Below are 20,689 nucleotides of genomic sequence, written 5' to 3' on the forward strand. Positions count from 1 at the left end.
AATCCGTCGAACTCACGTTAGCTTTATTTCCGCCGTGATGTACTAATACGATTTGATATTTCCGAAAAAGCCTTATGGTAAAGACTTTTAATCTAACGAAAGGAACTCTTCGGCTATGGTAGGGTGAATGCCAATTGTTTCATCCAGTTCTTGCTTGGTAATACCCTGGCGAATTGCCACCCCAAGACTTTGAATGATATCAGCTGCATGTTCACCCACCATATGAGCGCCCAAAACTTGCTCAGAATCGCCATTTACTACTAATTTAATTGTGGCTTGCTCATCCTGTTGAGTTAGCTGATAAAACAGTGGTCGAAAGTGGTGGCAATAACATCTCACCGATTCACCAAATTTTTCTCGCGCTTTGGCCTCTGTCATTCCTACACCAGCTGCTTCTGGACGGGAAAAAACAGCAGAAGGTATGTAATCATAATTAAGTTTTTGCGGCTTGTTGCCAAAAACTGTATTGGCAAAGGCAATACCTTCTGCTTTAGCAACTGGAGTTAATTGCACTCGGTTGATACAATCACCCACAGCAAAAATATTTTCTTGGGTGGTGCGGTTATATGCATCTACTTTGATTGCACCTTGTTTGCCAAGTTCGACTTTGGCCTTTTCCAAACCGAGATTCTTGGTATTGGGAGTGTAACCTGTGGCAACTAGGATGCTGTCTGCGGCGATGGTTTCCTGAAAGTCACCACTAGTAGTCAAGAGTAACCCATCATCACAGAGCGTAATTTCTTGAGCAGTACTGTTGGTAAACAACCGAATTCCCCGTTTGCTTAAACCTTGTTGCACGCCAGAGCGGATATCATCATCAAACCCTGATAAAATCATGGCATCTTGTTCGATCGCCGTCACCTCGCATCCGAAAGCGTGCATCACACTGGAAAATTCTGTACCAATATAGCCACCGCCAATAATTGCTAAACGTTTCGGTAGATAGGGTAAGTGAAACATCTCGCGGGATGTGATGGCGTATTCTATGCCCGGAATTGTGGGCTTAATAGGACGGCATCCCACAGCAATTAAAATTTTGTCCGCTGTCACTTTGCGTCCATCTACATCTAAAATATGGGCATCGACAAAAGTTGCACGTTCCCGAATTAATTCAATTCCCGCTGTTTGCAACTGCTGATAATACGAGTGGTTAATCTGTTCGAGATGCTGATGTACTGACTTCATAAATAGTGTCCAGTCAAAGTACTGTTGACATTCACTCCAACCGTAATAGTGGGCCATTTGGTTGTCTTTGGCGAAGTCACCAGCGTAGACAATCAGTTTTTTGGGAACGCAACCGCGATTTACACAAGTACCACCGATGGTTTCTTGTTCGGCAACAGCGATACGGACACCGTAGCTAGCTGCTTTTTTCGCTGCTGCTAATCCCCCAGGACCAGCACCAATGACAAACAGGTCGTAATCAAATGCCATAAAAATCTGTCCCTTTTTAACTGTTTGGAAAGCAGAGCTATTTCATTCCTTATAGTTATTCTGTCAAGATTTCAGCTACTGTCTTTGGGTGGACAAAATGGGATGAAAACCCTTAGATACGTAGCAGATTGATGCTTTGCTGGCAATTAGATACAAAAGAAACAGCGATCGCAATTATTTAAAAGAAAGAATTCAGGAGTTAGAAGAAGGCAGTGCGCCCTTGCGGTTCCCCGACTTGTAGCAACTGCCGTCCAGAATTCAGAATATAATTCTATAATTCTATACTTATGCTGTAATTACGAATTATGGTGAATTGAGTAAAAATTGCATTTCCTCTGCATCCTGTGTCATTCCCAGATGCTTGAAACTATCCATGGCCTTATTTGCCAATTTGTAAGCTTCTGCTGTACTTCCCCACATTCGTTCCCAGCGGGCAAGAGAGCGTTGATAGCGGGCTAAACGCCGTTTGTTTTTGCTTCTTTGAGCTACAGTTAAGCCTTTAATTAATAGCTGTTGAGCGCGATCGCGATCGCTTTGTTCTATGGCAATATCAGCCAACCAATTTTGAGCAGAATTAATCACCCGATGCCAATGAATTTTTTCTGCACTTTGCATCACTTCTTGAAAGAGTGTTTTGGCTTCAGAATAATTACCTTCTCGATACAAGATGACCGCCCGGTGATAATGAACGGGAATATAATGACGGATATGCTTTTGCTCTTCTAGATTAGCCTCAATCACCAAGCTCTGTTCGATATCGAGCCATTTACGCGCATCAGTATAATTTTTCTGTCTGATTCGCAGTCTAGCGATATTTTCAGCTAAGTCAGCCTGTACGCATAAGTCTAAGTCTGCACAGTCACGTAGCACCCATGCTCGTCGCAACATTTCGTCTGCTTGTTTGAGGCTTCGATCTGAACATTCCCGAATTAGTAGCCAAGTTTTGCGGATGATAATTTTTACCAAAGATGACCATTCACCACGTCTTTCTGTTTGTTCTACCAGCCATTGCAACCAATCGAGGCGATCGTCCCAATAGGCGTAAAGATTGGCATAGTGGTTTAACAGCAGCCATAAATCCCTGACTTGGGCGTAGTGGTCTTGGTCTTTACACCAATAAAGTACCGCCCGCAGATTTCCTTCCTCTTGTTCTATTTTGTTGTAATGTATCCACTTTTCCCAATCTTCTCCGGCATAACTGCGGGCAAAATCTAGATACCATGTCACCCAGCGCCGCCTTGCTTCTCTCTCAAAATCTGGGTAACCTGCTAATTCAGCTAAGGCATACTCACGAGTCAGAGAAAGCATTTCATAACGCTTAGTCTCTGGGTTTAGATTTACCAAAGAGAGTTGCTGCAAACGTGCCAAGCCAACATTTACAGAATCAGGAGAGGCTGTCAGTCCAGCAACCTCAGCCACAGCGGCGAGTATGGGAGAGTCAGGAAAAATCGCCAGTGACATAAGTAATTTATGAGGTGGCTGTCCTTTGATACCTTGCACGGTTTGCTCAAAGCAAAAACGAGCCACATCACCTGTAGCCGAGGTTAATCGCTCCAACACTGAGTTCAGAGGATAGCCACTGGATACTTGACCGAGGGCGTAGACAATGGCAAGGGGAATTCCGCCAGTGCGATCGTACAGTAGCTTAGATTCTTCATCATTGATAGTTATACCTTTTTCTCCAGCTTGTTGCTGAATTAACTGCAAACCATCATCCAAGGGCAAGTTTCGCAGACTGATTGGCAGAAGGGCAATCCGTTCGCGGGTAGTAATGACTACTTTGACGCAAATAGGTAGATTGTAGAGGAATTCAATTACTTGATTTCTATCTTCTATTGTCTCCATGTTGTCAACAATCATCAGCGATCGCTGTCTTGATAAAATTTGACGTACGCGTTCAAATTGGTCATTAGGAGGAGATTGAATAATAGTCGGGTCGCCTAAAGCATTGGCAATCTCTCGAAAAATCTCGCGTAGGTTACGCTGTCCCTGTTGTCGTTGCAAAATACCATCGGGAACGAGTTCCTGTTGTTTAGCAGAAGTGAAAATAATCGCATCAAATCTCGGTGCAACACCGTGGTTTTCACAACTAGATTTTAAACACAGGTAAGCAGCTGCTAGCACCAGCGCCGTTTTCCCAACGCCACCAATGCCATGCACCGTAATCATGTGAGCGCCATGTTCCGGTGAAAGGCGTTCTAGCAGAGTCTTCATATCTGCCTCGCGGCCAATAAATTCTGTGTAAGTCGGCGCTGGCAGATTGTGGGGGATGGAGCGGTTGGGGGTAGGAGATGCAGTAACACCTCTGCGATACCCATGTTTTTCTAGAATGTAGACCAGATTGCTTGCTTTGACCCTTTTGTCTGACTCTCCTGTCAAAGTTTCAATGTCTCGGTAGATATTGCTCAATCCTGTTCTGACAGAAGCGTTATCCTTGTGCAAATCCTTGCCGATCTTCTTCAAGCTATATCCACACAGCAACCCAAGTAACAGGTCTTTCTTGGTATTTTGCCTGTATCGCTGTTGAGTTCTAGCCTCCAAGTCAGTCAGTAGACGATCTATCTCCCATTCCTTCAAAACTTTTCGATACCAAGTTTTGGACAAATTCCCACTCTCTGACTGACCTGACATAAATATCACCCTACTAGTCCGTCATAAATGTTGTATTAGCAGTATTTTAATGGACAAAATTGTCACAATGTCGTATTTGCAACATTTTCACTAACAAAAGTTTCACAAAACACTAACAATTTTTTAACTTTGCAATGGGCTATTAGTAGTTAATTCAGTAGCTTAAGTTCTAAGTGCTTGATTCTCGGTAGCAAGCGTGGTGTAGAGATCGTCTCCACCACGCCCTACAAAAAATATTGCCAGACTATTCTTTTCAGACCTTACTATCAGGAGAACCGAATGAATAGAGCAACTAGATCCTTATTTTTTTCACTTGGGCTAAAACAACCCCAGCCTTATTTTCCAGATGAAAAACAAGTTTGTTTGTTTAATAAACGTCCTATACTTTACCGAGGCTTTACGCCAAAGTCAGTACAGGAATCAATCAATGAACTACAAGAGCGCTTGTATACTCAGGGTTTTCTGGCGAATATTAGCGGTAAATTTGACTTTGAAACAGAAGAAGCAGTCAAAGAATTTCAGAAACGAAATAATCTCCGGGTGGATGGAATAGTTGGGCCGTTAAGTTGGGCTTGCCTTTTCTACCCAAAACTTTCTCGGATTCATCGAATAACGCCTCCAGAGTTACAGGATGCAGTTAAGGAACTACAAACTATCCTGTACGAAGAAGGATTTTCTAAAAAAGAACCCGATGGATATTTTGATAGAGAAACTGAAAGAGGTGTTAAACGCTTTCAAAGAGTATATGGACTAAAAGATGATGGTCTGGTTGGGGCTGCAACTTGGGCTGTGCTGTTGGGAATGCGGCAAAAAATAGACAAAAGTTTTCCCCAGTTAATTTATTTTGTATCGCCTCAGTTCTTGTTCTTTTGGGAGCAATTTTTAATGATTTCTTGTATTATACTGGGTATTTATCATAGCCCGATACCAGGCCCTGCTCCTCAATTGAATACAGCTTTAGCAACTGCCTATGCACTCACTTGTGTAGTGCCATTCCTATTAGAATGTCTACCGCTGAAGCATTCGAGCAAGACAAGCTTGCCGCTGTTTAAATATGCTCCCTACGTTTTAACTGGTATCTTTTGGAAACCAATTATTAACTATGTGGGGACATTATTTAATAATAATTAAATGATGAGCGATCGCTGTGCTGTTTCGTGTAGTTCATAATCCGCCTGTAACATTAATGTTACAAATATAAAGCCTGCTATCCGTTGCAGGCTTTATATTTTTTATTTTCCCTTCTAGGCAGCAGCCTCACTGTAGAAGAACTTGAGCCGTTTAAGCCATTGGTTCCAATAATGAATCAACTTTGTACGGTCGAATGTAAAAATTTCTGCTTCTTCACCGGGCAAGGCTACAACAATTAGAGCATGATTAATCTTGGAGTTGAATAGACTTAATAAAGTTACTTCAAAAGATGGAAAATAAAATTTTTGACTATAGTGCTACCATGTCTTTTTTATATGGTGGAAGATATGAAAATTCTTGGCAAGATGAGTGGGAAAGTGAGGTCAAGGATTTAGCAGAGAAACTAAGATTAATGTTGATTAAATATCGTAACATTGGTCATGATTGGAAGTTTACACAGAGGCAAAAAGACTTATTGCAACAATATTACAACGCTAATAAATTACTTGTTGATTGCCTCAAATATGCTTCTGAGGAAGTGCGATCGCACATAGAAGACACACTACTCTTACCCATCGCTGAAATTGAAAAACGACCATTTAAAAATTAAATCGCCTTCTTATTTGCGACTTTGCGTAAGTTAAAAATCAAACAAAGGCGGGTGCGGGAATTGAACCCGCTAATCCCCAAAATGGTGGAGATGTAACCGATAACCCTAAATTCTTCGTCCCCGAAAGGCAAGGTGCGAATCAGGATAACCCGCCATGAAAAAGGATAAAAGAAGTGTTACCTTTTATCCTTTGTTATTCAGCCGTTCTTACAACTCACCTGTAGCTAGCATCTGGATGATGCGAGGTGTTCCCGGATCGAACCCTGCCAAATCCCAAGACAATGGATCTTGAGGATCTACTAAGGTAATGCGGTAAGGTGTCAAGGTGACATATACCGCCTTGGCATCAGGATTAACCTTTTTGCGATACTCCTTCAGCGCTTGACTGGGATGCTTATAACCAGCCCAGCTTTCTGAGTCAGTCCAGAAGCAAACTACATCTGCCTTGAACTTGTTTTTAATCATCCAGTCGTAAGCTACAGAGGCATCAGTTCCGCCGAAGTTTTGATTTCTAGCTTTGCTAACCGCAGAACTAAAACTATCTTTAGCAGTGATACCTAATTCCCGGAATTCGGTAGCAAAACCGCGAATCATGTAGTTTTTCTCTGCTTTTGCTGTCACCAGTGCCATTGTGGTGGCAATTTCACAGCAACTCAGCCCCATGTCTGCAACTAAGCTACCCATAGAACCGGAAACGTCTACGGCGTGCATGAACACTTTGCCTGTGGGTTGGACAACATCAAAAGACAGTTCAACCGCCTTTTCCAAGATGTCCACAATGCGAGGAACTGGCTTCCAAGTCTTCTGGCTGCGTCCTAATCTTCCTCCAGATTCATAAGTTTTGAGAGCTTTCAAAACATCAATCGGATGGATACGACCTTTACGCAGATGTTCCTTGTTGTTGAGAACTGCTTCCACACGCGACAAATTAGCACTTTCATCAGCTCGCAACACATCTAGTTCAGTTAGCGAACCCAGGTTACGCAGCATTGCACCTATTGGCATTTCACTAAATAGCAACTGCCAAGCTTGCTTATCCATCTTGCCTACAGGTGCAGCCATTTCGTGGGTTAAGCGTCCTTGCGAAATAGCTTCATGAGTTTGAGAAGGATTTCGCTTTAGCCACTCGTACCACCAAATCTGTGCCAAAGCTTCTGAGGGGATTTCTGCTGGCAAGTCTTCCCAGCCTCTGACTACCCACTCATATAATTGACGGTGATTTTCTGTAGGTGGTTTGACGTGAAACAACCGCAATGCATCTCGATGAGAGAAGCCTTGACGCTGTTGATATTTCAACAACTGATAAGCCAAGCCCTTCACATCTTCTCGTGATAGCCAAGTTTTACCAGCTTCGCGCACGATTTTGCCAAATCCTCGCAAAGACTTGGTGTAATTCAGCCATTCATAGAAGTGGCTACCAGTGCGGACAACTTGGGGAAAGATTTCACCAAAAGCTTGTTTTGCTTGTGGTGCTTCACCCATAGATAGTAGTACCAAAGCGAGGATGGGCGCACTGTTATTGATGGCGCGTCCGTCGCTAGCATAGAGAATTTCTTCCGCTACATGGCTGGGATTTTCAGCAACAGCTTGTTTGACAACTGCTACAAAATCTTCGGTTAGTTCTTGCTTACCAGCATAGTAGGTGCTTTTTGCCGTACCAACCAATAGACAACGGCGCAGCATCTTCCAAATGCCAGCATCAAACATCCAACCACCGGAACGTCCCTGAATCATCTCTGCTTCTCGTCCGGGGATAGGCTGAGATTGTGGTGTAGTTGTCTTCTTTTTAGTAAAGAAATTGTAATTCATGGCTTCATCTCCCGGCCCTTGCGGGCAAAAATGAAAGGTGGCAGGGCAGGACTCGAACCTGCGACATCCCGCTTGGAAGGCGATAACCCTAATTCGTCGGCCTTTTCAGGCAAGGGATGAACAAGGATGTTTTAGGCGCTCTACCTCTGAGCTACCTGCCACATGAAAATTAAAAATTAAAAATTAAAAATGCAAAATTTACTCTGGTGGAACAGGAATTGTAGACGCGTTAGCGGCTTCCCGTTCGACGAAGTCGTTCCCGAAGGGTAGGGTACCTGCAACCAATGAATTAACGATAACCCTCGATTCGTCGGCCTTTACAGGCAAGGTTGTGAACTAAGGACTATGGGTAATTAAACCCGTTCATTGCTCTACCAAATTGAGCTACCCACCAGATGAAATTCAAAATTAGGTTTTGGGTGGCGGAGCAGGATTTGAACCTGCGACCTCTCGAACCCAAATCGATAACCCTCAATTCTTCGGCCTTTGCAGGCAAGGGATGAACAAGGATGTTAGCGCTCTGCCACTGAGCTACCCGCCACATGAAAATTTAAATTACAAATATATGTTACCGATCAAAGCTAACTCCTTTGGACATATCAGCTTGTATTACTAATGTAGTATACGTATTATTGTGTGTCAAGAGGCTGGCAAGTTAATTTTCAGAATTTTCGTTCAGTTAAGAATAGTTGCATCATGCAACAATGTTTTCCACGTAAGACTACCCAAGTGAAAACAGCTATATATGTGAAAATTTGCCGTAAATCCAGGCATTTGGATTTTAAATTGTATATTTTTTCTAATTTTGTTCTAATGCTAAATTCTTTATGGTGACTTAAGTTTTTAGACAAAACACTTTTGCCTGTGTTTTCCGATCTGGTAGCTAGTTGGAGTTTCTGAAACCATAACCTATATCCAGACTATGTTTTAGTTTTGCCGGACAATTTGCCGGAACTTTGCCAAACGATACAAAAAAGTGACCCAATTTTTGCCAAGATAGTATATCATTTGCAAAAATTCACTTGGCAAGAATCAGCATGAGTGAAAAATTACTAGAAGGCGACGGGAAGGCTTTTCTCGTTCTACTTTTGCCAATCTCGTTTTTGATTATTTTCCTGGTTGCCACTTGGAGATTTTTGTTAGCACTAATTGTGTTAGGCATTGGTTTCCAAATTTGGCAGCAATATCAATGGCAACAGTGGAGTCAGCGAGTTAACCCAGTTTTCCATAGGTTAATTCGGGAAAATCAGGGCAAAATTACGCCAATGGACTTGGCAATTAGGGGCAATTTTTCTGGGTCAGCAGCAAAACGCTACCTAGATAGCAAAGCGTCTGAATTCGGTGCAAGTTTCATCAATTCTGAAGAAGGGGGTGAAGTCTACTACTTTATAACTGCTAGTATTTTGGGCAACATACTAGACAGTAGCGAGCCTGTTAAAGAACTTCCTGCTCAACCAGTTACCAAAACTGCGCGTTCGCTCTTGGCACCACCGCCACCACAGTCACTGGAAGAAAAACCAGAAGCGGAACTACCACCACCAGCAGTTCACACGGAAGTGAAACAAAATCTGGCAAAACAGTTAGTTTTTGGCTCTCTCATCCAATCGGAACTAGCTAAACGGCTGAATGTTTATTCCAGCACGGTATATAAACGGCGAAACGATCCCGAATTTCCTGAATGGAGTCGCAGCCGCGATCCAGATGGTATTGCTTGGACTTTTTCGGAAACAACTAAGGAGTTTTTCCCACTGGAAGAAAGCTAAATAACGAACAAAGAATTCAGAACTCGGAATTCAGGAATCTAAATACAATCAGTAGAGAATTGAAATACCTTTATTTATCACTGTTGTACAAAATTCATACTGAATTCTGATTCCTGACTCCTGAATTCTTTATAGTTAAAAATTAAAAATTCTAACTTTTAATTTTTAATTTCCAAGCCTACAGCTTCACTGATGGAGTTTAATCCATTCTGTTCTAACTTGGAAAGTAAACCAGCAAGAATTCGACGGACTACCATCGGACCTTGATAAATCCATCCTGTATAAATCTGGAGCAAGTTAGCACCAGCAGTAATTTTTTCCCAAGCGTCTTCGGGGGAAAAAATACCGCCAACTCCGATTATCGGGATTTGTCCTTGGGTTTGCTGCCAAATAAAACGAATTACCTCAGTAGAACGATCGCGTAATGGCGCACCGCTAATTCCGCCGGCTTCTTCCTGAGGTGATTTACCTGTTTGGTCAATTATTTGAGTTTTCAGTCCATCACGGCTAATGGTGGTATTAGTGGCGATAATTCCCGCTAGTTGGTAGGTTTTAGCTAAAGAAATAATGTCGGCGATCGCTTCCCATTCTAAGTCAGGTGCTATCTTGACAAAAATCGGCTTTTGAATATTATTCTCTTGTTGCAATAAATCCAAGATGGCACTGAGCATGGAAGCATCCTGAAGCGATCGCAACCCTGGAGTATTAGGGGAAGAAACGTTAACTACAAAATAGTCACCCAAATCCTTGAGTAAGCGAAAACTATTGAGATAATCTTCTGCTGCTGCTTCCAAGGGTGTAATTTTGGATTTACCCAAATTGATACCTATGGGTATTGACCAAACTAACTCCTGTTTTTCCTGTGCCAGACGTGTTGCCATTGCTGCTGCACCGCTATTATTAAAACCCATCCGGTTGAGTGCAGCTTTGTCCAAAGGTAAGCGAAACAAGCGGGGACGAGGATTTCCTGGTTGTGCCACAAACGTCACAGTACCAAGTTCCGCAAAGCCAAAACCAAGACTCGACCAAATACCAGCGGCTACTCCATCCTTATCAAACCCTGCTGCTAAGCCTACAGGATTGGGAAAGCTTAAGCCAAACAAAGTTTGTTCTAGACGCGGATCGCACAAACATAAAGACTGCTTTAGGCTGCGGTTTATCCAGCTGGCAGGAGGGTGACTATTAGTTTGCGATAGCCAGTTTAAGCTACGAATCGTCTGCTGATGTAACCATTCTGGATCTGTTTTGACTAAATTAAACAAAAACGGACGAATTGCGGCTTGATAAATATCCATTTGTCAGTTGTTAGTTGTTAGTTGTCATTTGTCAGTTGCTACTGACCACTGACAACTGACGCTTTTAATGATTACTGTGACAGCTTATTATTTAGGATGCTTTTCTGGGCATCTTATATATTACAAGTTGCGTAAACCAATAATCAGATGGGGCAGCCACAAAAAAACATAGCCGCCGAACAGCAGATCCATGCCTTGGGACAAGTCCTACAAAGCCTCAGGGAAGAGGATGATGTTGAAGTTCTGATTACAACTACTATTTCTTACGTTCAAGAGCAGTTTGACTACAGTCTAATTTGGATTGCCCTTTACGATCGCCTGAAACATACATTATTCGGCAAAGGAGGCATCATCCCGGATCGTGACACTCGGTTTTTACACAAACGGTTTGTCCTCAATTCCGGCGATCTGTTAGAGCAAGTAGTAATTGAACAGCGTCCTTTGGGCTTAGCGGATTTGCAAACTGAAGTGCGTGCAGCAGAATGGCTAGAAATTAGTAAAAAATTTAACATTAGAGGTACAGTCTTTTTACCGATTCGCTACAAAGACCGCTGTTTGGGTGTGTTATTGCTGGGTTCAGAACGCTGGGGTTACTTACTACCTGGGGAAGCCAAAGCACGTCTAATGATGGTTTTGGGCGAACTGGGGGCAGTGCTTTATCAACATGAGATGGATTTGCAGCAAAAGCAAACCAAACGTCCTGACGAGCCATTATTACAGTTACTAGACAATTTACGCACTTTAAATAATTTGGATCAAAGGCTGAAAACAGTAGTAGAGACAACACATCAATTTGTCTCTCCTAGCCGAACAAATATTTATTGGTTTGAGCGGCAAGGGCGCTACTTTTGGTGTCGGATGAGCAATCAGCTGGCGAATATGGGTCGCGATCGTAACAATCAGCAACCAGCAGCTGGCATCACGGTACAGGAGTTAAGCGAATTTTATTATGCTTTGGCAGTCAATCAAATTGTCTGGATTGGTGATGCACGCAGTTCTCTCAAAAGCCATTTTACAGGCAAGTTGTTGCAACGGTTGCAGGTGCGATCGCTGTTGGCGGCTCCCATCATGTGGCAAAATGACTTGCTAGGTTTTCTGGCGGTGGAAGGTAATGAACCTCGAATCTGGACAGAGGCGGACAAAAATTTTGTCCAGGGTGCTGCGGGGTTAATCTCTTTAGTTGCTCCCACTGACGGTATGGAAAGCACTATCAAACAAATCCAAGATGATAGTTATCTAACTAGCCAAATTGTCCAAGCCATTTATAGTAACCAAGACCTTCATGAAGCTTTACACAATTGTGCTACGAAAGTGTTGGCTCGATTAGCTGCCACCCGCTTTTTACTATTGCAGTACAATCCCGAGCAGAATAACTATCAAGTTGTTTACCAAACCCAACCTCATAATCGCCGACCTTTGACATATGCCTTCGATGCTCTCAAAGACATGGACAGGCAAATGTTGAAGTCTACAAAAACTGCGGTGGAAGTAGAGAACTTAAACGAAGATTTGCGGTTTTTGAACTGGCGTGCTTCTTTGCTAGAAAATGGTGTGCGATCGCTTTTAATTTGCAATTGCGTTCAAGGTCATGCACCCGCAGCACTTTTGCTCCTCGCTCACGAAAATTATCGCACTTGGACAACTCTAGAAAAAGAATTGCTGTGGGTCGTCAGTCAACAGATTGGTGTCATTGTTCGCCAATGGCAACTGCACACTGATACCGAACATCAGCAAAAAATTTTGTCCAGTATCAAGCAATGTCTCCGCATCTTGGAACCAGCCCAGAGCGAAAAAACCGAGACTGAGAAAAAGGATCTCGAAGGCACAGTATTGGAACAAATAGCATATGTTCTCGGCTGTCCTCTGACGCTACTCCTATCCTGGACACCCGGACAAGCTAATGCAGAAATTCTGCCTGGGGTAATTGCTGATAGTCAGTTTGGGGTAGTTACAAATGCATCAGTTTCCATCAAATCTGAGGCTTTGATCCAGTGGGGACTTGGTCAGGAAGAATATCTGAGTGTAAACGTGGATGATTTGCCGCCAGAAACTAGAAAATGGTTGAACGGCCCGGGCATTGGTCAAATTTTGGTCATGACTCTACGTACATCTGCTGACTATGAACCCACAGGAGTGGTGGTGATGGCAGACCGTCGAGAACGTCGATGGTCACAACAAAGCCTCAATGCCACAGAAACTCTGGTCGCTCAATTAGCTTGGTCGCGTCGTCAGCAACAAATCATCCAACTTTTAGAGTCTTCAACCCAGGAGTTACGGCAACTCAATTGGTACAAACACCGCCGCCTACAGGAAATTCAGAGAACAACAACACTACTACTTAGCCAAATACATGATTTGGGCATTCCTACTAATGAATTAACTCAGACGCGCTACCAGTTATTGCTGCGGCAGTTAGACCACACAACGGCTTCTATGACTGGATTACTCAAACTTGAGCAGTGGCATTTACATATGAGCGGGGAAACCATGCCCATAACCAGTTTTCTCAAGCGATCGCTCGAACGAGTAGAAACTTTATTCAAGCAACACAAACTGTGGGTCGGCGTACATGGTTTGGGACAATCAGGTGAAGAGCATGATTCGGCAAACAATTCTTCATTTATTAAAGGAATTCAAACCTCAAGCTCATCTACAATGGCGATCGCTGGCGATATTGTAAAATTTGAATTAATCCTTCATGAATTGTTAGTTGCAGCTTGTCACCGTTCTCAAAGCAGCGGCAGGATTGATATCTGGTGTCGCCGTTTAGATGAGCGATTGTTAGAACTATCGATTACAGATAACGGCATCATTGAACCACAGCTATTGGCTGCGCTACATCAGAATACACCCAAAGATGTGCTTGCTCCCTCTCACCTCGACCAGCCACCAGGTTTGCATTTGCTAATCTGCCAAAACCTCATGCAGCAATGGGGAGGAGAATTGCATTTTTATCAGTTACCAGATCATCGGGTAGTCAGTCGCTTGCTGTTGCCTTTAGCTGAGAAAAATTCCTAGCACTATTTTTCAAAACAAGCATCTAAAAATTCAGTTCTAGAAATTTCCAACTCCTTTGACAGCCATTGGGAATCTTGATTGCTCGGTAATGCATGCGATCGCAATTGGGAGAGATTAAGTCATTATCGCGCAACACTTTTGCGTGATTGAGGCTAATACACTAAATCTCAGCTTGAAAAATATCATCTCTGTAGCGATCGAGTCCTATATTAATTCTTTTACTGATGGTTTCCTACAATTCCCCTGCTGAAAACTGTTAAGCCGACCTAGCAGGTTGAAAGTAAAATAGCCGTGCCCCATAACCTTCTAGCTGCTGTTGTTGGGTGTAGGCACGATAAACTTTTTCAGCTAAATAGCTCAGGAATAAGTCTATGGAGGGATTGACAACACATTTATTCGCTCCAGGTATCCTCCCTTCGTAGCAAACTGGTTATAATTATTTTCCATCGTTCAGAAATCAACTTATCGTCTGCACAGTATTTATATGGGACGCGCTCGTTCTAAATCTGACCTACCTACAAAAATTTGTCCGGTATGTCAACGTCCCTTCACTTGGCGTAAGAAATGGCAAGATTGCTGGGACGAAGTGAAATACTGCTCAGAACGTTGTCGCCGTCGCCGTTCTGACATTACAGAGACTAGGGACTAGGAACTGGGGATAGGGAAAGTTTTTTCCCAATCCCCAGTACCCAATACCCAATCCTTAGAACAACCAACCGCAACTTAGACGCAAATAGCGCAAAGGATAAATGAAGTCACAGGTGCAACCCAAATTAATCATTCATGGAGGAGCGGGTAGTTCTCTCCACGGCAAAGGAGGCTTGGAAGCGGTACGCAAATCGCTCCATACAGTAGTAGAGGAAGTCTATGCTCTTTTATTGTCAGGCGTAACTGCTTCTGTGGCAGTAGTGCAGGGATGTCAAATGCTAGAAGATGACCCACGTTTCAATGCGGGTACGGGTTCAGTGTTGCAATCTGATGGTCAAATCCGCATGAGTGCCTCTCTGATGGATGGCACATCAGGGCGCTTTAGTGGTGTAATTAATGTCTCGCGGGTGAAAAATCCCATTGAGTTGGCACAATTTTTACAAAACTCACCAGACCGAGTACTATCGGATTACGGTTCAGCTGAATTGGCGCGGGAATTACAACTTCCCAGTTATAACGCTTTAACTGAGTTGCGGTTGCAAGAGTGGATACAAGAGCGCCAGGATAATTTTAAAAGTACAATGGCTGGTGTGGTAGCAGAACCCGAACTAGTGGAAAGCAGTAATTCTCGCCGGGGAACAATCGGCGTAGTAGTTTTAGATGCCTATGGAAGTTTAGCTGCTGGTACATCCACTGGTGGTAAAGGCTTCGAGCGTATAGGCCGGGTAAGTGATTCTGCTATGCCAGCAGGTAATTATGCTACTAGCCACGCAGGTGTCAGTTGCACTGGTATCGGAGAAGACATCATTGACGAATGCCTAGCACCAAGGATTGTGGTGCGCGTTACTGACGGTATGTCTCTCAAAGATGCCATGCAACGCTCATTTGTCGAAGCCCACCAGAACCAGCGGGATTTGGGAGCGATCGCCCTAGATGCAACGGGAGCGATCGCTTGGGGAAAAACCAGTCAAGTCTTACTTGCGGCTTACCACAACGGCGAAAACATAGGAGATACTCTCGAATTACCCCTAGAAACAGAAGTGGGCTTTGTGCCTTAGCTATCAACTAGAGTTTTTCGATTGTGGGTTTTGCTCTGAGCGTTTCTTTGATACCCAACCTGGTTTTACCACTTGACGCTCGCGGGCAATCGCTAGGGAATCATCAGGGACATCTTCGGTAACTGTGGAACCAGCTGCCACGTAGACATCATTCCCTAAAATTACTGGTGCAACTAAGACAGTATTAGAACCTGTACTAGTGCGATCGCCTATCTTGGTTGGGTGTTTGTTAGCGCCGTCATAATTGGCGGTAATTGTACCCGCACCGATATTTACCCGATTGCCAGTAGTGGTATCGCCCAGATACGACAAATGTGCCACGTTAGTGCGATCGCCTAACTTAGTATTTTTCAATTCCACAAAATTACCGACGCGGCAACCAGCACCCACTTGAGCATGACCGCGCAAATGAGTATAAGGGCCTATCCGGCTTCCCGCCTGCACAATGCTATCTGTGACAACAGAATACTGCACTGTCACTTTTTCGCCTAGTTGGCTATTTTCGATTAAAGTTCCAGGCCCGATGCGGCTGCCTGTTTGAATAACAGTGTTTCCCCGTAGGTGAGTTTGGGGTTCAATAATTACATCTGAATTAAGCTCTACAGTCTCATCAATTGTGATGCTGGTGGGGTCTATGAGAGTAACGCCCGCTACCATCCATTTTTCCTTAACCCTTTGCTGCAAAATCTCGTATGCTGTTGCCAATTGCAAGCGATCGTTGATCCCTAGGATTTCCTGATAGTCTTCGACATCAACTGCCATCACTTTCCCGACCTGGGTGACAGCATCAGTCAGATAATATTCTTTTTGGGCATTATTCGATTCTAAGTGGGGCAACACCCTTGCTAAATCCTGCCAACCAAAGCAATAAACCCCAGCATTAATCCGACGATTTTGTCTTTGAGCAGCAGTACAATCCTTGTCTTCAACAATTTGTTGGACAATATTATCACCGTTACAAAAAACGCGCCCGTAGCCTTTGGGATCGGGCAGGTGCGCGGTAAGGATAGTAGCGGCATTGTGATTTTCTTGATGAGCTTGTAATAGCTGCTTGAGGGTTTGGGCGCGTACTAAGGGCAAATCGCCGTTTAGTACCAGTAAATCTCCGGTGTATCCCTCAAGATGGGGAAGTAATTGCTGGATAGCATGACCTGTACCTAGTTGCACAGTTTGTTCTACAAACTCCAAACTGGGGATCGATTGCATGGCTGCTTTCACTTCGTCAGCCTGATACCCCACAATCACTATCTGTCGTGAGGGCAAAAGCGGCTTTACACTTTCGAGAACTCTTTCTACTAGCGATCGCCCACCCAATGAATGTAACACTTTGGGTAAGTGTGATTTCATCCTTGTGCCGCGTCCCGCCGCTAGAATTGCTACAACTACCATAATTAGCCATTAGCTATCAGTGAATTGCGCTTTCGCGCTTGTTACTTTAAGATTTAGGCTCAAATCATACCAGCTGATCGTAGAAGACCGAAACTATGAAAGGAGACAGGAGATGAAGAAGACGCACAGAGTATTGATAAAAATTCCCCGCGTCCTCTTATCCCCTCATGCCCAAGCCTGTCTACTCTTTTTCCTGGTAGGAGTGGATAAACTCTGCAAACTGCTGCATTAGTTTAGGATTGCGCCAACCTAATTCGGTTTCCTCTACCATGACAGACACTGCTTCTTCTAGAGTAAAAGCTCTTTTGTAAGGTCGTTCGCTTGTTAGCGCATCGAAAATATCAATTATTTGAAACACTTGTGCTAAGTAGGGAATCTCATCCTCTTTTAGCCCATCGGGGTAGCCTGAGCCATCCCAGCGCTCGTGGTGATGGCGAATAATGGGAACTACACCCCGCATACTGCGTAGTGGTTGACAGATTTTTTCTCCAATGACAACATGCTGCTTCATAATTTCCCAATCTTCGGGTGTGAGTTGGCCGCGCTTTAGTAACACCGCATCGGGAATACCCACCTTGCCAATATCGTGAAGATAACCTCCCCACATTAAATCTCGAATTTGGTGGCGTGATAGATTCAGGTATTCACCAAAAGCTTGTCCTAGTTTTACTAGCCGTTCGCAGTGGTCACCAGTATTAGGATCGCGACTTTCAATTGCTCTGGCAACGGAAAATAACACTTTTTCTGTGTGGTCTAAATCTTCGTTTAAACACTTCTGCCGTACTAGGGACTTAACACGCGCCGCCAGTTCCACACGGTCAAACGGTTTGGTAAGAAAATCATCCGCTCCTACTTCAATTCCCCGAATTCGCGATCGCCTGTCATTTAAAGCTGTAATAAAAATCACTGGAATCAGTCTAGTATGCTCGTCCTGCTTGAGTAACTGGCATACTTCAAAACCATCCATTCCCGGCATCATCACATCCAGCAAAATCAGATCCGGTTGTTTTTGGATCACTAGTTCTACTGCTGTAGAACCACAGTCAGCTTCAATAACTTCATACCCTTCCATAGATAAAAGGGCAACGGCAGTCATCCGACTGGCAGTATGGTCATCAACAACTAACACTTTTGGCAGTTCTGAATCAAAGCCATTCACTTTAGAACCTTTGGCTTGTAGAGTTCCAGAGATTAATGAATCGTAACCAGAATTAATATCAGGTTTCATCCAAGATGGCTCTACCTGTTTCTGTTCTGGCAAAAGGCCTTCTTTAGATAAGCCCAAGGAATAACCTTCTAAATTCTGCAATCCTAAAGCATTCTTTGAACTGATACTATTGACTGCGTTCAGGCGGTTTGACCCAATAATATTTTGTTCAGTAGAGTCTGGACTCTTGGAACTCCATTGAATCACAAAGACACCCCAATCTTTTAGAGAAGTTAACAGTATCCGACTGCACAAACAAGTTTAGTGCTTGACCATATTCCACTTCGCATACCCAAGCTTTATGAATTATGTAAAGCTGCTTGCTTAAATAATAGACATCATATTTTTTATGTCTTATGAGAACACTGAGAATATTGCTACGGGAATCTTGTGCCGGATTTCCTTGCCTTTCATTCCAGTATGATAAATTCGCGCAAATGTTAAATCAGGTTTTTCACTGAGATTTCTTAACATAGTAGCGCTAGAAAACATTGTACTTGCTCAATTTAAATCAAAGTAGTACAGTTTGAGTTTAAAGTTTTTATACCGATATAGCAAGATACGTATTTTAAATTAGCTATTTAAGTAAATCATGCTACACAGAATATATACGCAAACTATTGTATTTAGGAATACAATTTTATTTTTTGTAACTGCGATTACAAAAACTCACTATCTTAGTTTTAGATAAAACAAAATAATTGTAAAATTTTTACGATTATTTTTAATCGATCTTTAAAGATGATTTGTTGTATTTGTGATGGCAGCATAACTAAGAACCAGTGCTTATATGATGAGTTCTTCATTACCTCTCAACCATCGTTTTCGCCAACGGGAAGTCGGTTCGAGTAAACAGGTTTGCTGTTCTTGTCGTCGCCGCATCACTATGACATCAGCAGGAGATTTCAATTGCGGATCGCGGTAAGGAATGGCAGCACGAGTTAGCAAATGTTCTTTTTCTTCTTGGGAAAGGGGGGGGAGAAGAGGATAGGGAGCGAAGGGGATGTGGGGCAAAGGGCAAAAACTTACTGCTACTTTCCCTGTGCTTATCTGCTCGCCATCTCTAGGATAGGCCGCAACCGTACCAGGCGATCGCCTACCCACAGGTGGGGTAGAGCCTATCTGTAATCCAGCTGCCAAAAGTGCTGTACGTACAGCAGCCGCACACGAATACGTTGCCAGAATACCATCAGCGTGTAAACACTGGGAAACTAGTTTGAGGAATTCAACAGTCCATAAATGAGGGCACTGAGGTGGTGAAAAGGGATCTAAAAAAATTGCATCCGCTTGAAAGTCTAACTGATGTACTAACCCAATCGAGGTTCTGGCATCGCCAATTAGTAAGCTTGCTTTGAGGCGATCTGTTTGCACTTGATGCTCAAAAGCAAGTTGGGTCAAAATTGCGGTGTATTCATAGTTCCAGTTGTCGAATAAATGATGAGCGATCGCTGCTTGTGGTACAGATGGATTCAGTTCTAAACCAATTAATTCCACATTACAACTGGGATTGACAGCCCAAATTGTCTGCAAAGCAGCTGCTGTGTTGTATCCTAGACCATAACAAATATCCAATAGTCGCAAAACTGGTTTGTGGGCAGATGTAGCCAGTTGAGTAGGAGCAACAAACTTGAGAAAACTTTCCTGCTTAGCTCCAAAATGGCTGTGAAATGATTCACCAAATTCGTGAGAAACGAAAGTGAAAGAACCATCTGCTGTTGCTTGAGGTGTAAAGTTTTCCTCCGAGTCTGACATTTGGCAAATAAACAATGATAACTAACAACTGACAAATGACTAACAACCAATTTGTTGTTTCGCAAGCGTGGCTTTTGAAACACCTTGACGATCCACAAGTCGTCATTGTAGATTGTCGTTTTTCTTTAGCCGCTCCACAACTAGGAAAACAGCAATACCAAACAAGCCACATAAAAGGATCTTACTACCTAGATTTGAATCAGGATCTTTCTAGTCCTGTAGGAAAGCACGGTGGAAGACATCCTTTACCCGATCCCAACGATCTAGCTAACAAATTATCAGCGATTGGAGTGAATTTCCAAAAAACTCTAGTTGTAGCTTATGATGATTCTCGCTTTGCCTTTGCTGCTCGTCTTTGGTGGTTGTTGCACTATCTAGGACATGAGCAAGTTGCGGTACTGAATGGAGGTTTTGCTGGATGGCAACAAGCAGGATATCCTATTACAGATATTATTCCCCAACCCCAGAAAGCTACCTTTGTTCCTCAGATAAACACAGAACTGGTAGTAGATATTGAGGCTGTGAAAAGTCGAAAAGATTTACCACAAGTAGTTTTGGTAGATTCTAGAGAAAGCGATCGCTACCGCGGTGAACGGGAGCCAATTGATAAAATTGCTGGTCATATTCCCGGTGCTGTTAACTATCCCTGGATAGAAGCTACAGACTCTTCAGGCCAGTTAATTTCCCCTCAAGAGCAACGTCTCCGCTGGCAAAAGCTAGAAAAAGCAGAAGAAATTTTAGTTTATTGCGGTTCAGGCGTTACTGCTTGTGTGAATTTACTTTCTTTAGAATTAGCTGGGATTCACATTGCTAAACTTTATGCTGGTAGCTGGAGCGACTGGATTAGTTATTAGTCAGTGGTGAGCTAGCGCCGTCTTGGGGGTTTCCACGTAGCGGATACCGTTGGCGAAGTTCGCAAGGAGGGTTTCCCTCCAGGCGACTTC

At 43.3% G+C, this 20,689-nt stretch carries 14 protein-coding genes and 2 tRNA genes; 7 read left to right on the forward strand and 9 right to left on the reverse strand.

What is annotated here, in order from left to right; translation table 11 throughout:
• Positions 1–87: 87 nt before the first annotated feature.
• Positions 88–1,434, reverse strand: coding sequence for a glutathione-disulfide reductase (gene gorA, locus RMY31_RS28885; protein ID WP_322656420.1), 1,347 nt, complete (start codon positions 1,432–1,434; stop codon positions 88–90).
• A 303-nt stretch (positions 1,435–1,737) separates the two neighbouring features.
• On the reverse strand, positions 1,738–4,065 hold the full coding sequence (locus RMY31_RS28890) for an AAA family ATPase (protein ID WP_322656421.1): 2,328 nt from the start codon (positions 4,063–4,065) through the stop codon (positions 1,738–1,740).
• Between the two features lie 279 nt (positions 4,066–4,344).
• Between RMY31_RS28890 and RMY31_RS28895 the strand changes: the two genes are divergently transcribed.
• Positions 4,345–5,196 carry a peptidoglycan-binding protein gene (locus RMY31_RS28895; RefSeq protein ID WP_322656422.1) on the forward strand — a complete coding sequence of 284 codons (852 nt, stop codon included), beginning with the start codon at positions 4,345–4,347 and terminating at the stop codon, positions 5,194–5,196.
• Positions 5,197–5,485: 289 nt separating this feature from the next.
• Complete coding sequence (locus tag RMY31_RS28900; RefSeq protein ID WP_322656423.1) at positions 5,486–5,806, forward strand: NACHT C-terminal helical domain 2-containing protein; 321 nt, start codon at positions 5,486–5,488, stop codon at positions 5,804–5,806.
• Between the two features lie 207 nt (positions 5,807–6,013).
• Here RMY31_RS28900 and RMY31_RS28905 read toward each other — a convergent pair whose 3' ends face one another.
• From RMY31_RS28905 to RMY31_RS28915, 3 genes are all read right to left on the reverse strand, one after another.
• Positions 6,014–7,615, reverse strand: coding sequence for a TROVE domain-containing protein (locus tag RMY31_RS28905; RefSeq protein ID WP_322656424.1), 1,602 nt, complete (start codon positions 7,613–7,615; stop codon positions 6,014–6,016).
• Between the two features lie 37 nt (positions 7,616–7,652).
• Positions 7,653–7,776 (reverse strand) — tRNA-OTHER (locus RMY31_RS28910).
• Between the two features lie 255 nt (positions 7,777–8,031).
• Positions 8,032–8,156: transfer RNA gene (locus RMY31_RS28915), tRNA-OTHER, on the reverse strand.
• A 496-nt stretch (positions 8,157–8,652) separates the two neighbouring features.
• Between RMY31_RS28915 and RMY31_RS28920 the strand changes: the two genes are divergently transcribed.
• Entirely contained in the window at positions 8,653–9,378 is a 726-nt protein-coding gene (locus RMY31_RS28920; RefSeq protein WP_322656425.1) for a hypothetical protein, read from the forward strand.
• Between the two features lie 158 nt (positions 9,379–9,536).
• On the opposite strand, the gene RMY31_RS28925 is transcribed toward RMY31_RS28920, so the two are convergent.
• Positions 9,537–10,673, reverse strand: a complete 1,137-nt coding sequence (locus tag RMY31_RS28925) for a quinone-dependent dihydroorotate dehydrogenase (RefSeq protein WP_322656426.1) — start codon at positions 10,671–10,673, stop codon at positions 9,537–9,539.
• A gap of 147 nt (positions 10,674–10,820) precedes the next feature.
• Between RMY31_RS28925 and RMY31_RS28930 the strand changes: the two genes are divergently transcribed.
• The 3 genes from RMY31_RS28930 (at position 10,821) to RMY31_RS28940 (ending at position 15,397) form a co-directional block, all read left to right on the forward strand.
• A complete protein-coding gene (locus tag RMY31_RS28930; RefSeq protein WP_322656427.1) occupies positions 10,821–13,691 on the forward strand; it encodes a GAF domain-containing protein in 2,871 nt (956 codons plus the stop codon).
• A gap of 484 nt (positions 13,692–14,175) precedes the next feature.
• Positions 14,176–14,340, forward strand: a complete 165-nt coding sequence (locus tag RMY31_RS28935; RefSeq protein ID WP_322656428.1) for a DUF2256 domain-containing protein — start codon at positions 14,176–14,178, stop codon at positions 14,338–14,340.
• Positions 14,341–14,440: 100 nt separating this feature from the next.
• Complete coding sequence (locus RMY31_RS28940) at positions 14,441–15,397, forward strand: isoaspartyl peptidase/L-asparaginase (RefSeq protein WP_322656429.1); 957 nt, start codon at positions 14,441–14,443, stop codon at positions 15,395–15,397.
• A 3-nt stretch (positions 15,398–15,400) separates the two neighbouring features.
• Here the strand turns inward: RMY31_RS28940 and glmU are convergent, their stop codons facing one another.
• The 3 genes from glmU to RMY31_RS28955 all read right to left on the reverse strand — a co-directional run bounded on the left by glmU (position 15,401) and on the right by RMY31_RS28955 (position 19,745).
• Positions 15,401–16,786, reverse strand: a complete 1,386-nt coding sequence (glmU, locus tag RMY31_RS28945) for a bifunctional UDP-N-acetylglucosamine diphosphorylase/glucosamine-1-phosphate N-acetyltransferase GlmU (RefSeq protein ID WP_322656430.1) — start codon at positions 16,784–16,786, stop codon at positions 15,401–15,403.
• Positions 16,787–16,967: 181 nt separating this feature from the next.
• Entirely contained in the window at positions 16,968–18,200 is a 1,233-nt protein-coding gene (locus RMY31_RS28950; protein ID WP_322656431.1) for a two-component system response regulator, read from the reverse strand.
• Positions 18,201–18,779: 579 nt separating this feature from the next.
• Positions 18,780–19,745: a tRNA (5-methylaminomethyl-2-thiouridine)(34)-methyltransferase MnmD gene (locus RMY31_RS28955; RefSeq protein ID WP_322656432.1), complete on the reverse strand. Its 966-nt coding sequence runs from the start codon at positions 19,743–19,745 to the stop codon at positions 18,780–18,782.
• Between the two features lie 35 nt (positions 19,746–19,780).
• Between RMY31_RS28955 and RMY31_RS28960 the strand changes: the two genes are divergently transcribed.
• The gene (locus RMY31_RS28960) at positions 19,781–20,599 is read left to right on the forward strand and encodes a sulfurtransferase (protein ID WP_322656433.1); all 819 of its coding nucleotides are present in this window, start codon (positions 19,781–19,783) and stop codon (positions 20,597–20,599) included.
• Positions 20,600–20,689: the final 90 nt, after the last annotated feature.

Origin of the sequence: Dendronalium sp. ChiSLP03b, assembly GCF_034531165.2 — a bacterium.
Classification (GTDB): Bacteria; Cyanobacteriota; Cyanobacteriia; order Cyanobacteriales; family Nostocaceae; genus Dendronalium; species Dendronalium minutum.

Bases quoted from the DNA above. Each gene is read 5' to 3' on its own strand.
- RMY31_RS28955 (WP_322656432.1), bottom strand. From the start codon at position 19,745: ATGTCAGACTCGGAGGAAAACTTTACACCTCAAGCAACAGCAGATGGT.
- RMY31_RS28890 (WP_322656421.1), bottom strand. From the start codon at position 4,065: ATGTCAGGTCAGTCAGAGAGTGGGAATTTGTCCAAAACTTGGTATCGA.
- RMY31_RS28900 (WP_322656423.1), top strand. From the start codon at position 5,486: ATGGAAAATAAAATTTTTGACTATAGTGCTACCATGTCTTTTTTATAT.
- RMY31_RS28940 (WP_322656429.1), top strand. From the start codon at position 14,441: ATGAAGTCACAGGTGCAACCCAAATTAATCATTCATGGAGGAGCGGGT.
- RMY31_RS28920 (WP_322656425.1), top strand. From the start codon at position 8,653: ATGAGTGAAAAATTACTAGAAGGCGACGGGAAGGCTTTTCTCGTTCTA.
- RMY31_RS28960 (WP_322656433.1), top strand. From the start codon at position 19,781: ATGACTAACAACCAATTTGTTGTTTCGCAAGCGTGGCTTTTGAAACAC.
- RMY31_RS28930 (WP_322656427.1), top strand. From the start codon at position 10,821: ATGGGGCAGCCACAAAAAAACATAGCCGCCGAACAGCAGATCCATGCC.
- RMY31_RS28895 (WP_322656422.1), top strand. From the start codon at position 4,345: ATGAATAGAGCAACTAGATCCTTATTTTTTTCACTTGGGCTAAAACAA.
- RMY31_RS28935 (WP_322656428.1), top strand. From the start codon at position 14,176: ATGGGACGCGCTCGTTCTAAATCTGACCTACCTACAAAAATTTGTCCG.
- gorA (WP_322656420.1), bottom strand. From the start codon at position 1,434: ATGGCATTTGATTACGACCTGTTTGTCATTGGTGCTGGTCCTGGGGGA.
- glmU (WP_322656430.1), bottom strand. From the start codon at position 16,786: ATGGTAGTTGTAGCAATTCTAGCGGCGGGACGCGGCACAAGGATGAAA.
- RMY31_RS28925 (WP_322656426.1), bottom strand. From the start codon at position 10,673: ATGGATATTTATCAAGCCGCAATTCGTCCGTTTTTGTTTAATTTAGTC.
- RMY31_RS28905 (WP_322656424.1), bottom strand. From the start codon at position 7,615: ATGAATTACAATTTCTTTACTAAAAAGAAGACAACTACACCACAATCT.